The 15,470-nt window shown below is 73.9% G+C and carries 12 protein-coding genes; 11 read left to right on the top strand and 1 reads right to left on the bottom strand.

Going from position 1 to position 15,470, the window contains the following annotated elements; genetic code table 11:
- The first annotated feature begins 164 nt into the window (after positions 1 to 164).
- From ACIRYZ_RS25675 to ACIRYZ_RS25700, 6 genes are all read left to right on the top strand, one after another.
- Complete coding sequence (locus tag ACIRYZ_RS25675; RefSeq protein WP_402948154.1) at positions 165 to 1,025, top strand: helix-turn-helix domain-containing protein; 861 nt, start codon at positions 165 to 167, stop codon at positions 1,023 to 1,025.
- Positions 1,026 to 1,122: 97 nt separating this feature from the next.
- Positions 1,123 to 2,628 (top strand): 30S ribosomal protein S12 methylthiotransferase RimO, encoded by a 1,506-nt coding sequence (rimO, locus tag ACIRYZ_RS25680; protein ID WP_402948157.1) that lies wholly within the window; start codon positions 1,123 to 1,125, stop codon positions 2,626 to 2,628.
- On the top strand, positions 2,625 to 3,263 hold the full coding sequence (gene pgsA, locus ACIRYZ_RS25685) for a CDP-diacylglycerol--glycerol-3-phosphate 3-phosphatidyltransferase (protein ID WP_402948160.1): 639 nt from the start codon (positions 2,625 to 2,627) through the stop codon (positions 3,261 to 3,263). The genes rimO and pgsA overlap by 4 nt, the downstream gene beginning before the upstream one ends.
- A complete protein-coding gene (locus tag ACIRYZ_RS25690) occupies positions 3,260 to 3,757 on the top strand; it encodes a CinA family protein (protein ID WP_393027271.1) in 498 nt (165 codons plus the stop codon). The genes pgsA and ACIRYZ_RS25690 overlap by 4 nt, the downstream gene beginning before the upstream one ends.
- A gap of 317 nt (positions 3,758 to 4,074) precedes the next feature.
- Positions 4,075 to 4,443: a helix-turn-helix domain-containing protein gene (locus tag ACIRYZ_RS25695; protein ID WP_393027273.1), complete on the top strand. Its 369-nt coding sequence runs from the start codon at positions 4,075 to 4,077 to the stop codon at positions 4,441 to 4,443.
- Between the two features lie 57 nt (positions 4,444 to 4,500).
- Positions 4,501 to 4,794, top strand: coding sequence for a hypothetical protein (locus ACIRYZ_RS25700; protein ID WP_402948163.1), 294 nt, complete (start codon positions 4,501 to 4,503; stop codon positions 4,792 to 4,794).
- A gap of 77 nt (positions 4,795 to 4,871) precedes the next feature.
- Here the strand turns inward: ACIRYZ_RS25700 and ACIRYZ_RS25705 are convergent, their stop codons facing one another.
- Entirely contained in the window at positions 4,872 to 9,668 is a 4,797-nt protein-coding gene (locus ACIRYZ_RS25705; protein WP_402948165.1) for an ATP-dependent helicase, read from the bottom strand.
- A gap of 211 nt (positions 9,669 to 9,879) precedes the next feature.
- On the opposite strand from ACIRYZ_RS25705, the gene ACIRYZ_RS25710 reads away from it, so the two are divergent.
- The 5 genes from ACIRYZ_RS25710 to recX all read left to right on the top strand — a co-directional run bounded on the left by ACIRYZ_RS25710 (position 9,880) and on the right by recX (position 15,384).
- Positions 9,880 to 11,487 (top strand): S8 family serine peptidase, encoded by a 1,608-nt coding sequence (locus ACIRYZ_RS25710; protein WP_402948168.1) that lies wholly within the window; start codon positions 9,880 to 9,882, stop codon positions 11,485 to 11,487.
- A 71-nt stretch (positions 11,488 to 11,558) separates the two neighbouring features.
- Positions 11,559 to 11,753: a DUF3046 domain-containing protein gene (locus ACIRYZ_RS25715; protein WP_402948171.1), complete on the top strand. Its 195-nt coding sequence runs from the start codon at positions 11,559 to 11,561 to the stop codon at positions 11,751 to 11,753.
- A gap of 35 nt (positions 11,754 to 11,788) precedes the next feature.
- Positions 11,789 to 13,000, top strand: coding sequence for an AI-2E family transporter (locus tag ACIRYZ_RS25720; RefSeq protein ID WP_402948174.1), 1,212 nt, complete (start codon positions 11,789 to 11,791; stop codon positions 12,998 to 13,000).
- Between the two features lie 199 nt (positions 13,001 to 13,199).
- Positions 13,200 to 14,312, top strand: a complete 1,113-nt coding sequence (recA, locus tag ACIRYZ_RS25725) for a recombinase RecA (RefSeq protein ID WP_387626923.1) — start codon at positions 13,200 to 13,202, stop codon at positions 14,310 to 14,312.
- 4 nt (positions 14,313 to 14,316) lie between these two features.
- Positions 14,317 to 15,384 carry a recombination regulator RecX gene (recX, locus tag ACIRYZ_RS25730; RefSeq protein ID WP_402948178.1) on the top strand — a complete coding sequence of 356 codons (1,068 nt, stop codon included), beginning with the start codon at positions 14,317 to 14,319 and terminating at the stop codon, positions 15,382 to 15,384.
- The last annotated feature ends 86 nt before the right edge of the window (positions 15,385 to 15,470 follow it).

Consider the following 15,470-nt stretch of genomic DNA (forward strand, 5'->3'; position numbering starts at 1 on the left):
GCACTCCGGGTCCCCGCGAGCCCCCGCTGACGACCGGTCAGCGGGGGCCGGCCCCCGGTCGGAACGGGCGCGCGCATTCCGTCCCGTTTCTGCTTGGGCAACGATCCGTCCACGCCCCTACACTGTTCTCCAGCAGGTGGCCATCCGCTCGAAAGGCGTGCCCCGTGACCATCGGCAAGTCCTCCGACCGTGAGAACGCCCCGTCGTCCGTCGAGCCGACCGACGACGCGGTGCAGGCGGCCGATGCCCCGAGCATCGGCCGGGTGCTGTCCGCCTCCCGGATCGAGGCGGGACTCACGGTGGACCAGGTGAGTACCGCGACCCGGGTGCGGGTGCCGATCGTCCACGCCATCGAGGAGGACGACTTCGACCGCTGCGGCGGCGACTTCTACGCCCGCGGGCACATCCGCTCGATCGCCCGCGCGGTCGGCGTGGACGGTGAGGCGCTGGTCGCCCGCTACGACGCCGCGCACGGCGGCTCGCCGGCCGCCAAGCGCCCGGCCACCCAGCTGATCGACAGCGGCCCGGTCAGGGTGCCCAGCCGCAGCCGGCCGAACTGGGCGGCGGCCATGGTCGCCGCGATCGTCGCGGTGGTCGCGCTGATCGGCTTCAACCTGGTGAGCGGCAAGGGCGGCCACGGCACCACCGGCTCCGCCAGCGCGCCGCTGCCCAGCGGCGCCGGCACCGGCTCGGTCGCCCCGGAAACGCCCGCCGTCCAGCCGCCGGCGCCCACGCCGAGCGCCGCCGCGATCGCCGCCGTCCCGGCCGACAAGGTCACCGTGAAGCTGGTCGCCCAGGGCACCAGCTGGGTCTCGGCGATGGACGGCAACGGCAAGTCGCTGTTCCAGAACAACATCAGCGACGGCCAGGACCAGACCTTCACCGACCCCAAGCAGATCAAGCTGGTGCTCGGCAACGGCGGGGCCGTGCACGCGTACGTCAACGGCAAGGACCTCGGAGTTCTCGGCAAGGACGGCCAGGTGGTGCACGTCACGTACACCCCCGGAGACCCGCAGGCTGGCTGACCACAGGGGCCGTCGAGGGCCGTTGATGATCAGCTGATCCATGGCACACGGCCTCCGGGGCGAACGGCACCGGAGGCCGCGCGTTAATCTTGGGCCTATGCCTGAACGCCGCACTGTCGCCCTTGTCACGCTCGGATGCGCCCGCAACGAGGTGGACTCCGAGGAACTCGCCGGGCGACTGGAAGCCGACGGCTGGTTGCTCGTCGACGACGCCGCCGAGGCGGACGTCGCCGTCGTCAACACCTGCGGCTTCGTCGAGGCCGCCAAGAAGGACTCCGTGGACGCCCTGCTGGAGGCCAACGACCTCAAGGGCCACGGCCGCACCCAGGCCGTCGTCGCGGTCGGCTGCATGGCTGAGCGGTACGGCAAGGAGCTCGCCGACGCGCTGCCCGAGGCGGACGGCGTGCTCGGCTTCGACGACTACGCCGACATCTCCGACCGCCTGCAGACCATCCTCTCCGGCGGCCACCACGCCCCGCACATCCCGCGCGACCGCCGCAAGCTGCTGCCGATCAGCCCCGCCGAGCGGCAGTCCGCCGCCGAGGCCGTCGCGCTGCCCGGCCACGGCGCCGAGGCCGCCGCCGAGCCGATCGCCGACCTGCCCGACGGCCTCGCGCCCGCCTCCGGCCCGCGCACCCTGCGCAAGCGGCTGGACGACAGCCCGGTCGCCTCGGTCAAGCTCGCCTCCGGCTGTGACCGGCGCTGTTCCTTCTGCGCCATCCCGGCCTTCCGGGGCTCGTTCATCTCCCGCCGCCCCTCCGACGTGCTGCACGAGGCCCAGTGGCTGGCCGAGCAGGGCGTCCGCGAGATCGTCCTGGTCAGCGAGAACAACACCTCGTACGGCAAGGACCTCGGCGACATCCGGCTGCTGGAGACGCTGCTCGGCGAGATCTCCGCGATCGAGGGCGTCGAGCGGGTCCGGGTCTCCTACCTGCAGCCCGCCGAGATGCGCCCGGGCCTGATCGACGCGATGACCGGGACCACCGACGTCGTGCCGTACTTCGACCTGTCCTTCCAGCACTCGGCGCCCGCCGTGTTGCGCCGGATGCGCCGCTTCGGCTCCACCGACCAGTTCCTGGAGCTGCTGAAGACCATCCGCGACAAGGCCCCGCAGGCCGGCGCCCGGTCCAACTTCATCGTCGGCTTCCCCGGGGAGACCGAGGAGGACTACGCCGAGCTGGAACGCTTCGTCACCCACGCCGGACTGGACGCGATCGGCGTCTTCGGCTACTCCGACGAGGAGGGTACCGAGGCCGCGACCTACGACGGCAAGCTGCCCGAGGACGTGGTCGCGGACCGGCTGAGCCGGCTGAGCCGCCTCGCCGAGGAGATGACCGCCCAGCGGGCCGAGCAGCGGATCGGCACCGAGGTCGAGGTGCTGATCGAGTCGGTCGAGGACGGCGTGATCGAAGGCCGCTCCGCCCACCAGGCTCCGGAGACCGACGGCCTGACCACCCTGAACGGCGTCGAGAACCCGGCGGTCGGGCAGTTCTGGCGGGCCACCGTGGTGGCCAGCGAGGGCGTCGACCTGATCGCCGAGGCGCTGGAGCGGGTGCGACTGCCCAGGACTTCGGGGGCCGAGGCTCCGGGAGCCGGGGAATGACCAAGGGGCCCGGCGCCCCGGCCGCGGCCCACCCGGGCAGACCGGCGGCCGCCCTTCCGCCGGCGCCCAGTGTCTGGAACATCGCCAACGTGCTCACGATGGTCCGGGTCCTGCTGGTCCCGGTCTTCGTGACGCTGCTGTTCGCCGACGGCGGGCACAACCCCAAGTGGCGCGCCGTCGCCTGGGCCGCGTTCGCGATCGCGATGATCACCGACCTGTTCGACGGTGAACTCGCCCGCCGCAAGGGCCTGGTCACCGACTTCGGGAAGATCGCCGACCCGATCGCCGACAAGGCGATCATGGGTTCGGCGCTGATCGGCCTCTCGCTGCTCGGCGACCTGCCCTGGTGGGTCACCGTGGTGATCCTGGCCCGCGAGCTCGGCATCACGCTGATGCGCTTCTGGGTGATCCGCTACGGGGTCATCCCGGCCAGCCGCGGCGGCAAGCTCAAGACGCTGACCCAGGGCACCGCGGTCGGCATGTACGTCCTGCCGCTGACCGGCTGGCTGGCCACCGGACGGGCCGTCCTGATGGCCCTGGCGGTGGTGCTCACCGTCGCCACCGCGCTGGACTACATCGGACAGGCGCTGCGACTGCGCCGCGAGGGAACGGCCGCGGAGCGCGCGGACCGGTGAGCGACGGGGGAGACCGGGTGACGGACTACGAGCTGGCCGATCGGGCGCACACCGCGCTGCGGGCCCAGGGGGGCACCCTGGCCGTCGCCGAGTCGCTGACCGGCGGGCTGCTGGCCGCCGCGCTGGTGGACGTCCCCGGGGCCTCCGCGACCTTCCGCGGCTCGGTCACCGCCTACGCGACCGAGCTGAAGGCCTCGGTGCTCGGTGTGGACGAGGGCCTGTTGGACGTGTACGGTCCGGTGCACCCGGTGGTGGCGCGGCAGATGGCCGAGGGCGTGCGGGGGCTGCTGGGGGCCACGTACGGGCTCGCGACGACCGGGGTGGCCGGTCCCGACCCGCAGGACGGTCAGCCGGTCGGCACGGTACACCTGGCGGTGGCCGGCCCGGGGGGAACTCTGGTCAGTTCGCCCCTGCTGTCGGGTGGTCGTGCCACAATCCGTCACGGGGCGGTGACCGCCGCACTGGAGCTGCTCGTCGGCCGGCTCGCTCGATAGGGGCCCGGCTGAGGATCTCCACCGAACCGAGATCTGTCGAACCGGCACGCGCGGGTATGGCACTGCTGGAGGATCGTGTTACATCCGAGGTCCTGGTTGGGCAGATACCAGATGGCGAACGAGTTGCGTGATGGTGGCCGGGTGGGTCGCGTCGGGTACCACGAGGGGCCCGCGAACCCGGGTGTGACACCGGAACGAGGAGGGGGACGGCCTTGCAGCCCAGAGTGAACACGACCGGGGTCCCCGCACGCGAAGCGGGCAAGGCGGTACGGTGGGGGCGTGACATCTCGATCCGCAGTCCGAGGAGGGAGGCACCGATGATCCTGCTCCGTCGCCTACTGGGCGATGTACTGCGTCGGCAGCGCCAGCGCCAGGGCCGCACACTCCGCGAGGTGTCGGCGGCCGCCAGGGTTTCGCTCGGATACCTCTCCGAGGTCGAGCGGGGACAGAAGGAGGCCTCCTCGGAGCTGCTCTCCGCCATCTGCGACGCACTCGACGTCCGGATGTCCGAGGTCATGCGCGAGGTCAGCGACGAGCTGTCGCTCGCCGAACTTGCGGCGATGGCCACCCTCTCCGAAGGTGATCTGCTGAGGCCGGTACTCGAACCGGTTCCGCTGCCCGCCCCCGGCGCCGACCGGGCGACCATGTCGCCCAAGGCCCCTGCGATGGACGTGGTCGCCGCCTGATTCCGGCCTCGACACCCGGGCTCCACCGATGCCCGGGGCGAGCGGAGGAGGGCGGTCGTGCGGAGACTCGCGACGGTGCGCACGGTGGCCCGAATAGGGCTGCGGGCGCGGCGGTTGGTGCCCTGGCCGGCCAGATGGGCCCCGGTGGTCCTGACGGCCGGGCTCGGTTGGTGGCTGGTGGCTGTCAGGGGGCAACTCGCCGACGACGCGGTGCTGGGCCTGCTCGCGGCCGGTGGTTGGGGTCTCGGCCTCATCCCGGTCCACGCGGACCGGAACGCGACCGGACCGGTCCGGCGTCGGCGCCAGAAGGCCGTGGGCCGGGTGGAGACGCAGTCGCCGCCGGTCGGATGATCAGATGTGGCTGAAAGCCGTGGGGTCGTTGGCCCCGCGGCCTTCGGCGTTCCCGTGCACGCTCCGGACGCGGCTTCCTAGGGCCGCAGCCGGAGGCCGCGCGGGGTGGCGTGGAAACCGGCCTCCTCCAGGGCGCGGCCGAGGTCGGAGCCGAGCGCGGGCTCGCCGTTGGCCCGCTCCACCGTGACGCTGCCGAGCGCGCCCGCGCGGACCGCCTCGGCCAGCGCCCCGGCGGCCAGCGCCCGGGTCGCCTCGTCCTCGGGCCAGGCCAGCAGGGACTTGCCGCCCCGCTCCACGTACAGCGCCAGCTCGCCGTCCACCAGGACCACCAGGGCGCCCGCCTTGCGGCCCGGTCGATGGGCGGTGGACTCCTTGCGGCCGGGGACGGTGGGTGGCTCGGGCCAGGGCAGGGCGGCGCCGTAGGCGTTCGCCGGGTCGGCGGCGGCCAGCACCAGCAGCTGCGGCGGTTCGGCGGTGGGAGCGGCCGGCCACTCGGTGCTGCGGGCCCGCTCCAGCCGGCCGTTGACCGAGCGCAGCCTGTCGGCCGCGCCTTCCATGGCGAACTGGGCGCCGCCCAGGCCCTCGACGAAGTAGCCCCGGCGGGCCCGGCCGCGCTCCTCCATCGCGGCGAGCACCCGGTAGACGCCGGCGAAGCCGCCGGGCACCCGTTCGGCCGCCACCGTGCCCCGGGTGAGCAGACCGTGCCGGTCCAGCAGGCTCTGCGCCTGGGCGGTGGCCCGGACCGTCGGGTCGGCGGCGAAGGCGGGCAGCAGCGACCAGCGCCCGGCCACCGTCGGCGGGCCGCTGCGCAGCGCGCCGCCGACCCGGCCGAAGGCGCGGCCGGCGCCGCCGTAGCGGCCGCGCGGGGTGGCCCGGGGCGCGCGGTGGGCAGTGGCGCCCGCGGTACGGCCGGAGCCGAGCAGGGCGCGCAGCGGGGCCAGGGTGTCGTTGGTGACGTACCCGGCCCAGACCAGGTCCCAGAGCGCCTCGACGATCTCCGGCTCGGCGGTGTCCTCCGGGAGCTGCTGGACCAGTTGGCGGAAGAACAGGCCGTAGCCGCCGGTCAGCGCCTGCATCAGCGCGCTGTGCAGCGGGGTGAGCGCGGGCGGGACGGGCTCGGGGCGCAGCAGGTGGGCGTTCTCGGCCAGGTGCAGGCTCAGCCAGCCGTCCTTGCCGGGCAGCGCGCCGGCGCCGCACCAGCCGATCTCGCCGGCGGCCGTCAGCTCGTCCAGCAGGCCGGGGGAGTAGTCGGCGAGCCGGGCCGGGAGGATCAGCTTCTCCAGGGCGGAGGCGGGCAGGGCTGTGCCCTGGAGCTGCTCGACCACCCGGAGCAGGCCGTCCGGGCCGCGCAGCCGGTGGCCGGCCAGGTGCTGCCACTGCGGGAGGAAGGCGGCCAGGGCGCGCGGCGGGACGGGCTCGACCTCCTGGCGCAGGGCGGCCAGCGAGCGGCGGCGCAGCCGGCGCAGCACCTCGGCGTCGCACCACTCGGGGGCGGTGTGGCCGGGAGGGGCAGCGCGAAGCGCTTCCGAAGAAGGGTGGTGGCGGGCGACGGGTGGGATGAACTGCCCCTGGACCAGGCGGCCCGCGGCGGTGAGCCGGTGCAGGGTGCCGGTGACCACGGCGGTGCCCAGGCCGTAGCGGGTGCCCGCCTCGGCCGCGGTGAACGGGCCGTGGGTACGTGCGTGGCGGGCCAGCAGGTCGCCCAGCGGGTCCTTGACCGGCTCGGTGAAGGCCTCGGGGACGCCGACCGGCAGCGGGGTGCCGAGCGCGTCACGCAGCCGTCCGGCGTCCTCGATCGCGGCCCAGCGCTGCTCGCCGGCGATCCGGACCTGGATCACCCGGCGGGCGGCCTCCAGCTCCAGGGCCCAGAGCGGTTCGGCGCCGCGGGCCGTCAACTCGGCCTCGGTGAGCGGGCCGAGCAGGCGCAGGGCGTCGGCGACGCCCTCGGCGTCCTTGATCCGCCGCTCGGGGGTGAGGCGTTGGAGTTCGGCCTCCAGCTCGGCGAGGACCCCGGGGTCGAGCAGTTCGCTCAACTCGGCCTGACCGAGGAGCTCGGACAGCAGCCGGGAGTCCAGCGAGAGGGCGGCGGCTCGGCGTTCGGCGAGCGGGGAGTCGCCCTCGTAGAGGAACTGGGCGACGTAGCCGAACAGCAGCGAGCGGGCGAAGGGCGAGGGCTCGGGGGTGGTGACCTCGACCAGGCGGACCGCGCGGGACTCCAGGTCGCCCATCAGCTCGACCAGGCCGGGGACGTCGAAGACGTCCTGCAGGCACTCCCGGACGGCCTCCAGGACGATCGGGAACGAGCCGTACTCGGAGGCGACTTCGAGCAGTTGGGCGGCGCGCTGGCGCTGCTGCCAGAGCGGGGTGCGGCGGCCGGGGTTGCGGCGGGGGAGCAGCAGGGCGCGGCCGGCGCACTCGCGGAAGCGGGAGGCGAACAGGGCGGAGCCGCCGACCTGGTCGGTGACCAGCTGCTCGATCTCGCCGGGGTCGAACAGGGCGGCGTCGGCGCCGACCGGGGCCTCGTCCGGGGCCGCGCCCGGGGGTGAACCGGCGGGTTCGGACGGGCTGCTGAAATCGAAGTCGGGGGCCAGGAGATCGGCGTCGGGCAGGCGGAGCACGATGCCGTCGTCGGCGTGCATGACCTGGGGGTCCAGGCCGTGCTTCTCGCGCAGCCGGGCGCCCAGGGCCAGGGCCCAGGGGGCGTGCACCTGGGCGCCGAAGGGGGAGTGGATGACGATCCGCCAGTCACCGAGCTCGTCCCGGAAACGCTCGACCACGATGGTGCGGTCGTCCGGGAGGTGGCCGCAGGCGGTGCGCTGTTGGGCGAGGTAGTCGAGCAGGTTGGCGGCGGCCCACTCGTCCAGGCCGGCCTGCTTGAGGCGCTCGGTCGCGGCCTCCGGCCGGAGGGCGCCCAGCTCGCGGGTGAACGCGCCCAGGGCGCGGCCGAGTTCGAGCGGGCGGCCGAGGGTGTCGCCCTTCCAGAACGGGAGCCGACCCGGGACGCCGGGGGCGGGGGTGACCAGCACCTTGTCGTGGGTGATCTCCTCGATCCGCCAGGAGGTGGTGCCGAGGGTGAACACGTCGCCGACGCGGGACTCGTAGACCATCTCCTCGTCCAGCTCGCCGACCCTGCCGCCGCCCTTCTTGCCCGTCTTCGAATCGGACGCAGTGGTGCCGGCGATGAAGACGCCGAACAGGCCGCGGTCGGGGATGGTGCCGCCGGAGGTGACGGCCAGGCGCTGGGCGCCGGGGCGGCCGGTGACCGTGCCGGCCACCCGGTCCCAGACCACCCGGGGGCGCAACTCGGCGAAGGCGTCCGAGGGGTAGCGGCCTGCCAGCATGTCGAGCACGGCGTCGAAGGCGGACTGCGGGAGGGTGGCGAAGGGCGCGGCGCGGCGGACCACGGTGAGCAGGTCGTCCACCGGCCAGGCGTCCAGGGCCGTCATCGCGACCAGCTGCTGGGCCAGCACGTCCAGCGGGTTGCGCGGGATGCGCAGTGCCTCGATCCGGCCGGCCCGCATCCGCTCGGTCACCACGGCGGACTGCACCAGGTCCCCCCGGTACTTGGGGAAGAAGACGCCGGTGGAGACGGCGCCGACCTGGTGGCCGGCCCGGCCGACCCGCTGCAGGCCGGAGGCGACCGAGGGTGGGGACTCGACCTGGACGACGAGTTCCACGGCGCCCATGTCGATGCCCAGCTCCAGGCTGGAGGTGGCGACCACGGCGGGCAGCCGACCGGCCTTCAACTCCTCCTCGACGAGCGAGCGCTGTTCCTTGGAGACGGAGCCGTGGTGCGCCCGCGCGATGACCGCGGGCGCACCCTTGGCGGCGCCCGAGCCGCCCATCAACTGGGCCGGGGCGTGCGCCTCGGGGACGGCGGTGCCGGTGGCGCGCTCGTGGGCGATCTCGTTCAGCCGGTTGCACAGGCGCTCGGCCAGGCGGCGGGAGTTGGCGAAGACGATGGTCGAGCGGTGCGCCTCGACCAGGTCGACGATCCGCTCCTCGACGTGCGGCCAGATCGAGGCCTGACGCTGCGGGTCGCTGCCGGCGGCGCCGCCGGTGGCCGGGGCGGCGGGCAGGTCGTCCAGGTCAGGGACGGGGACGACCACCGAGAGGTCGAACTCCTTGGCGGCGGCGGGCTGGACGACGGCGGCGCCGCGCTGGGGGCTGAGGAAGCGGGCCACCTCCTCGACCGGGCGCACCGTGGCGGACAGGCCGATCCGGCGGGCCGGGCGGTCCAGCAGCTCGTCCAGCCGCTCCAGGCTGAGTGCGAGGTGGGCGCCGCGCTTGGTGCCGGCGACTGCGTGCACCTCGTCCAGGATCACCGTGTCCACGCCGCGCAGCGCCTCCCGGGAGGAGGAGGTGAGCAGCAGGAAGAGCGACTCGGGGGTGGTGATCAGGATGTCCGGCGGGTGGGTCGTGAAGCGGCGGCGGTCGGCGGCGGGGGTGTCGCCGGAGCGGATCGCGACCTGGACCTCCGGCTCGGGCAGACCGAGGCGGACGGCGGCCTGGCGCAGGCCGGTCAGCGGGGCGCGGAGATTGCGTTCGACGTCCACCGCGAGGGCCTTGAGCGGCGAGACGTAGAGCACCCGGCAGCGGCGCTTGGGCTCGGCGGGGGGCGGGGTGCTGCTGAGGCGGTCCAGCGCGGAGAGGAAGGCGGCGAGTGTCTTGCCGGAGCCGGTGGGGGCGACCACCAGGACGTCGGTCTCCCGCCGGATGGCGCGCCAGGCCTCGGACTGGGCGGTGGTGGGGGCGGAGAAGGCGCCGGTGAACCAGGCCCGGGTGGCCGGGGCGAATCCGGCCAGGGGGTCGTCGGCCGGCGGGGTGTCGGCGGGCGGGTCGCCGGCGGGCGGGGTCGGGTGCTGGGGCGCCATGCCCCCATGGTGCCGGGTGGGACTGACAAGCGGGCCGGCGGTCGGGGGGCTCGTCGGGGGGCGGGTGCGGCCGTGGGTGTAGTCGAGAAGGCGGGAACGATAAACCACTTATATCGTAATGAATCGGACATGTGATCAATCCGTGGCTGTGACCGCACCGCCGTGGCCCGCATGCCGTGACCTCACCGGACCGACGAGCGGAGACCGTGGGATGGCGCAGGCGCACCAGTCCGGCAGTCCCGCCCGCGCGGTTCGCCGGCGCAGGATCCGCGGGCCCGTCCGGATGCTGCTGGCGATGCTGCTCACGGCCCTGGTGGTCGGCGGGGCCGTGCCGTACGTCTCCGGGCCCGGGCGGGCGTACCTGAGCTACCTGGTACTGGCCGGGCAGGAGGACGCCGAGGGCGCCGCCCGGGCGGGGGCGGAGAGCCGGGCGGCGGGCGGACAGGTGGTGCAGGAGTACCTGCAGATCGGGGCGGTGCTCGCGTACGCGACCGGCGGCTTCGCGGACAAGGTCCGGGCCCGGCCGGGGATCGCCGCCGTGGGGGCGACCCGGACCGCGCCGGTGGTGGGGCCGCCGCGGGCGGTGGACGGGGCCGGGGACTTCGCGGCGGGGACGGAGCGGGGGAGTTCGGAGGGGCGTGCGACTTCCGGCGGACGCGTGGCTCCGGGTGGGCGTACGGTCCCCGACGGGCGTGCGACGACCGGCGCGCGTGTGACCGCCCGCGGACGGGCGGCTTCCGAGGGGGAGGAGGGCGGGACGCCCACCGTGCCCGATCCGGCGGAGGGCGGCGCCTGGAACCTCGCCATGCTGGGGCCGGCCTCGGGGCGGACCGGGGACGCCGGCGGGGGGACGCCGAGTGCCGAGGCGCTGCACAAGGTGCTGGTCGCGGTGCTGGACTCGGGCGTGGACGACAGCCACCCGGACCTGTGGGCCGCCGTCGACCCGAAGGCCTCGGCCTCCTGTGCGGACGGGCGGCCGGACGCCCGGACCGGCTCCTGGCGGCCCGACTCGGGAGTGGGGGAGAGCGGTCACGGCACCCACGTCGCCGGGATCATCGGCGCGGCCCGGGACGGGAAGGGCGTCACCGGGGTCGCGCCGGGGGTGCGGATCGCCGCCGTCCGGCTGCTCGGGCCGCTGGGGCAGTACTACGCGGAGAACATCGTCTGCGGCATGCTCTGGGCGGCCGACCACGGGGCCAAGGCGATCAACAACAGCTACTTCGCGGACCCGTGGAAGTACAACTGCCCCGAGGACCGGGACCAGGCGGCGCTGGTCGCGGCCGTCGGCCGGGCCGCCGCGTACGCCCAGCGCAAGGGCGCGGTGGTGGTCGCCTCGGCCGGCAACGACGGACAGGACCTCGGCGCGGCCCGGACCGACGAACGCAGCCCCAACGACCGGGGCTCCGAGCCGGCCCGTACCCGCTACCTGGGCACCGAGTGCATTCGCCTTCCCGGCGAACTCCCGGGCGTGGTCACCGTCACCGCCGTGAACCGGGACGGGCGTCCGTCCTCGTACTCCAACTACGGGCGCGGGCACGTCTCGCTCGCTGCCCCGGGCGGGGATCCGGACGGCGGGGCGCAGGGGGCGATCGTCTCCGACTGGCCCGGGGGGCAGTACGCGGCGCTGGCGGGGACCTCGATGGCGGCGGCCCATGTCGCCGGGGCGGTGGCGATCGCGGCGGCGTTGCATCCGGATCTCGGGTCCGGTGGGTTGGCCGCCCTGCTGGCGACTACGGCTGCGGCGGGGTGTCCGGTGGGGCCGCGGGCTTGTGGGGATCGGCAGTATTTCGGGGCGGGGTTGTTGGCGTTGCCCCGTTGAGGGGTGGATGGGGTGACGGCGGAGGAGTGGCAGCCACGGGGGTTCGGTGCGAGGTCCGGGATACTGGGGGCATGAGGCTGACGGAGTTCTGGCGACGGATGTACGCGCACTTCGGGGAGGGGTACGCGGAGTCCTTCGCGTCCGACCACGTGATGAGCGAGCTGGGCGGGCGGACGGTGCGCCAGGCGCTGGAGGCGGGCTGGGAGGCCAAGGACGTCTGGCGGGTGGTCTGTGAGACCCAGGGGGTCTCCACCCTGCTGCGCTGAGCCTTCCCCCGGGGGTGGTGGCACAGACTGTCGGGGTGACGATCAGCGGAGAGCAGAAGAACGAGGAAGGGTCGGCGCGGGCCGTCGACGAGGAGCGGGCCCTGTGGGGTGGGATGCCGCGCTGGCTGCCCCGGGCGATGGTGCTGTTCCTGGTGCTGGTCGGGCTGTTCCAACTCGCCGACTGGGCGTTCCGGCAGCTGATCGACCTGTTCGTGATGCTGCTGGTGGCCTTCTTCCTCTCGCTGGCGCTGGAGCCGGCGGTGGACCGGATGGCGGCGCGCGGGGTGCGTCGTGGGGTGGGCACCTTCCTGGTGTTCGTCGCGGTCGGGATCGCGGTGACCGGGTTCCTGGCGGCGCTCGGCACCTTGTTGGTGGATCAGGTGGCGAAGATCGCGGGGGACATGCCGCACCTGGTCGACAATCTGATCGGCTGGGTCAACCGGACCTTCCATCAGGACCTCTCGCTGGGTGAGCTGCAGAAGCGGCTGCTCAAGGATTCCGGCACCATCGAGAGCTACGCCCAGCAGGCCGCCGACAATGTCTGGGGTGTCTCCTCCACCCTCATCGGAGGGCTCTTCCAGGCCTTCACGGTCGGGCTGTTCACCTTCTACTTCACCGCCGAGGGCCCTCGGGTGCGCCGGACGGCGTGTTCCCTGCTGCCGCCGTCGAAGCAGGGCGAGGTGCTGCGGGCCTGGGAGATCGCGCTCGCCAAGACCGGCGGCTACCTGTACTCGCGGGCGGTGCTCGCGGTGGTGTCGGCGGCCGGGCACTGGGTGATGTTCGAGCTGATCGACCTGCCGTACTCGGCGGCGCTGGCGATCTGGGTGGGCGTCATGTCGCAGTTCGTGCCGACCATCGGGACGTACCTGGCGGGGGCGCTGCCGGTGCTGGTCGCGCTCACCGTGGAGCCGGTGGACGCGCTGTGGGTGCTGGTGTTCACGGTGGTCTACCAGCAGATCGAGAACTACGTGCTGCACCCGAGGATCACCGCGAGGACGGTGGACGTGCACCCGGCGGTGGCCTTCGGCGCGGTGATCGCGGGCGCCGCCCTGCTGGGCGCGGTGGGCGCGCTGATCGCGATCCCGGCGGCAGCCACCCTGCAGGGCTTCGTCGGGACGTACGTGCGGCGGTACGAGGTGGCCACCGATCCGCGGATCGACCGCGGTGAGCAGCGGCGGGCCCGTCGGGAGCTGCGGCGGGAGGCGGCGCAGCGGCTGCGGCGGATGGTCGGGGGCGACGGCGAGTGACCGGTGGCGGGGCGCGGTCGGTCCGAGGGCCCGCCCCGCGTCGGGGCCGGACGTGCGAGGCTTGAATCGAACAGATGTTCTTTGTACTCTCCGGCGAGGAGTTTTCCACAGGCTGAGCCGGGTGGGGCTCGTTTGTCAGTGGGACGCGCTAGCGTCGGTGACGATGAAGCGCACAGCACAGAACCCGAGGGAAAAAGCCATGGCAGGTACGGACCGCGAGAAGGCCCTGGAGACCGCTCTCGCCCAGATCGAGCGGCAGTTCGGCAAGGGCTCGGTGATGCGCCTCGGCGAGAAGGCCAATGAGCCGGTCGAGGTGATCTCCACCGGATCCACCGCCCTGGACGTCGCCCTCGGGGTCGGCGGCATCCCGCGCGGCCGAGTGATCGAGATCTACGGCCCCGAGTCCTCCGGTAAGACCACCCTGACCCTGCACTTGGCCGCCAACGCCCAGCGGGCCGGCGGCACGGTCGCCTTCGTCGACGCGGAGCACGCGCTCGACCCGGAGTACGCCAAGAAGCTCGGCGTGGACACCGACGCCCTGCTGGTCAGCCAGCCGGACACCGGTGAGCAGGCCCTGGAGATCACCGACATGCTGATCCGCTCCGGCGCGATCGACCTGGTGATCATCGACTCGGTCGCGGCGCTCGTCCCGCGCGCCGAGATCGAGGGCGAGATGGGTGACTCGCACGTCGGTCTGCAGGCCCGGCTGATGAGCCAGGCGCTGCGCAAGATCGCCGGTGCGCTGAACCAGTCGAACACCACCGCCATCTTCATCAACCAGCTGCGCGAGAAGATCGGCGTGATGTTCGGTTCGCCGGAGACCACGACCGGTGGCCGGGCGCTGAAGTTCTACGCCTCGGTCCGCCTGGACATCCGCCGGATCGAGACCCTGAAGGACGGCACCGAGGCGGTCGGCAACCGCACCCGGGTCAAGGTCGTCAAGAACAAGGTCGCCGCGCCGTTCAAGCAGGCCGAGTTCGACATCCTCTACGGCATCGGCATCAGCCGTGAGGGCGGCCTGATCGACATGGGCGTCGAGCACGGATTCATCCGCAAGTCCGGCGCCTGGTACACCTACGAGGGCGACCAGCTCGGCCAGGGCAAGGAGAACGCCCGCAACTTCCTGCGGGACAACCCGCAGCTCGCCGACGAGATCGAGCGGAAGATCAAGGGCAAGCTGGGCATCGGCCCGAAGACCGAGGAGCCCGCCGAGGGCGAGGCGGAGGCCGCTGCCGACGGCGCCGCCAAGCCGATCACCGCGACCGCCGCCAAGACGGCCGCGGCGAAGAAGACGGCGGCTGCCAAGGCCTGAGCCGTTGACGCAGTACGACACGGTGGGCGGCGGCCCGGCGGGCCCCGAGGACGACGACTACGGCCCGCCGGACTGGTTCGCCGCGGTCGCGGAGGAGCCGGAGCCGGAAGGAGAGCCGGAGCCGGAACCGCGGCCGTCGGCGGCCCGGCCGCGGTCGCAGTCCCGCAAGGGGCGGCGGGAGCGCGCGTCCACCACACAGTGGGCATCCGGCCCGGAACCGGAGTTCGACCGGGCTCCGGTCCGGGCGGTGCGCGGCGCGGCGTCCGGTCCGGGGCCGGCGGAGGCCTCGGTCGAGGCGCTCGGGCTGGTCTCGGCCTCCGAGCTGCGCACCGGCCGCCGTCGGCGCCGCTCGGCGCTGGCGGCCGAGGAGTTCGAAGCCGCCGAGGGCGGTGCCGTGCCCGCGGACAGCGGCTGGGGCGAGGCGGAGGCGGCCGGTCACGGGGGTGCGGCCGCCTCGACGGCCCGCTCCGGCACGGGACAGCGTCGCGGTCGTCGCGGTGGGCGGTCCGCCGAGGGCCTGCCGGATGAGGAGGGCGGCGCCGCCCGTACCTCCCGCAAGCGGGCCGAGGAGCAGGTCGATCCGGAGACCCGCGCCCGGGACATCTGCCTGCGGCTGCTGACCGGCGCCGCCAAGACCCGCAAGCAGCTCGCCGCCGCCCTGCGCAAGCGGGAGATCCCGGAGGACGTCGCCGACGAGGTGCTCACCCGGCTCGAAGAGGTCGGGCTGATCGACGACGCGGCCTTCGCCGGGGCCTGGGTGGAATCCCGGCACGCCGTCCGGGGCCTGTCCCGGCGGGCGTTGGCCCAGGAGCTGCGCACCAAGGGCGTGGCCGCCGAGCTGGTCGAGCAGGCCGTCGCCCAGCTCGACCACGACGACGAGGAGGACGCGGCCCGGGCGCTGGTGGAGCGCAAGCTGCGCTCCACCCGGGGGCTGGACCCGCAGGTCCGGACCCGGCGGCTGGTGGGCATGCTGGCCCGGCGCGGTTACTCCGAGGGGCTGGCCTTCCGGGTGGTGCGGGGAGCGCTGGAGGAGGAGGCGGCCGACGGACTGTCGGAAACCGGGTGGGAGTAGTGGCAGTTCCGCACACTTCTTGGTCCGGACCAGATCAAGTCTTGACCCTCTCGTGACCCGCACCTGGCCTCGCACTCAGTGCGGGG

The organism is Kitasatospora sp. NPDC101155 (assembly GCF_044768305.1).
Taxonomy (GTDB): Bacteria; Actinomycetota; Actinomycetes; order Streptomycetales; family Streptomycetaceae; genus Kitasatospora.

What these genes read in the sequence shown, in the direction of transcription:
- rimO (WP_402948157.1), top strand. Translation starts at nt 1,123, where the DNA reads ATGCCTGAACGCCGCACTGTCGCCCTTGTCACGCTCGGATGCGCCCGC.
- pgsA (WP_402948160.1), top strand. Translation starts at nt 2,625, where the DNA reads ATGACCAAGGGGCCCGGCGCCCCGGCCGCGGCCCACCCGGGCAGACCG.
- ACIRYZ_RS25695 (WP_393027273.1), top strand. Translation starts at nt 4,075, where the DNA reads ATGATCCTGCTCCGTCGCCTACTGGGCGATGTACTGCGTCGGCAGCGC.
- ACIRYZ_RS25705 (WP_402948165.1), bottom strand. Translation starts at nt 9,668, where the DNA reads ATGGCGCCCCAGCACCCGACCCCGCCCGCCGGCGACCCGCCCGCCGAC.
- ACIRYZ_RS25710 (WP_402948168.1), top strand. Translation starts at nt 9,880, where the DNA reads ATGGCGCAGGCGCACCAGTCCGGCAGTCCCGCCCGCGCGGTTCGCCGG.
- ACIRYZ_RS25715 (WP_402948171.1), top strand. Translation starts at nt 11,559, where the DNA reads ATGAGGCTGACGGAGTTCTGGCGACGGATGTACGCGCACTTCGGGGAG.
- recA (WP_387626923.1), top strand. Translation starts at nt 13,200, where the DNA reads ATGGCAGGTACGGACCGCGAGAAGGCCCTGGAGACCGCTCTCGCCCAG.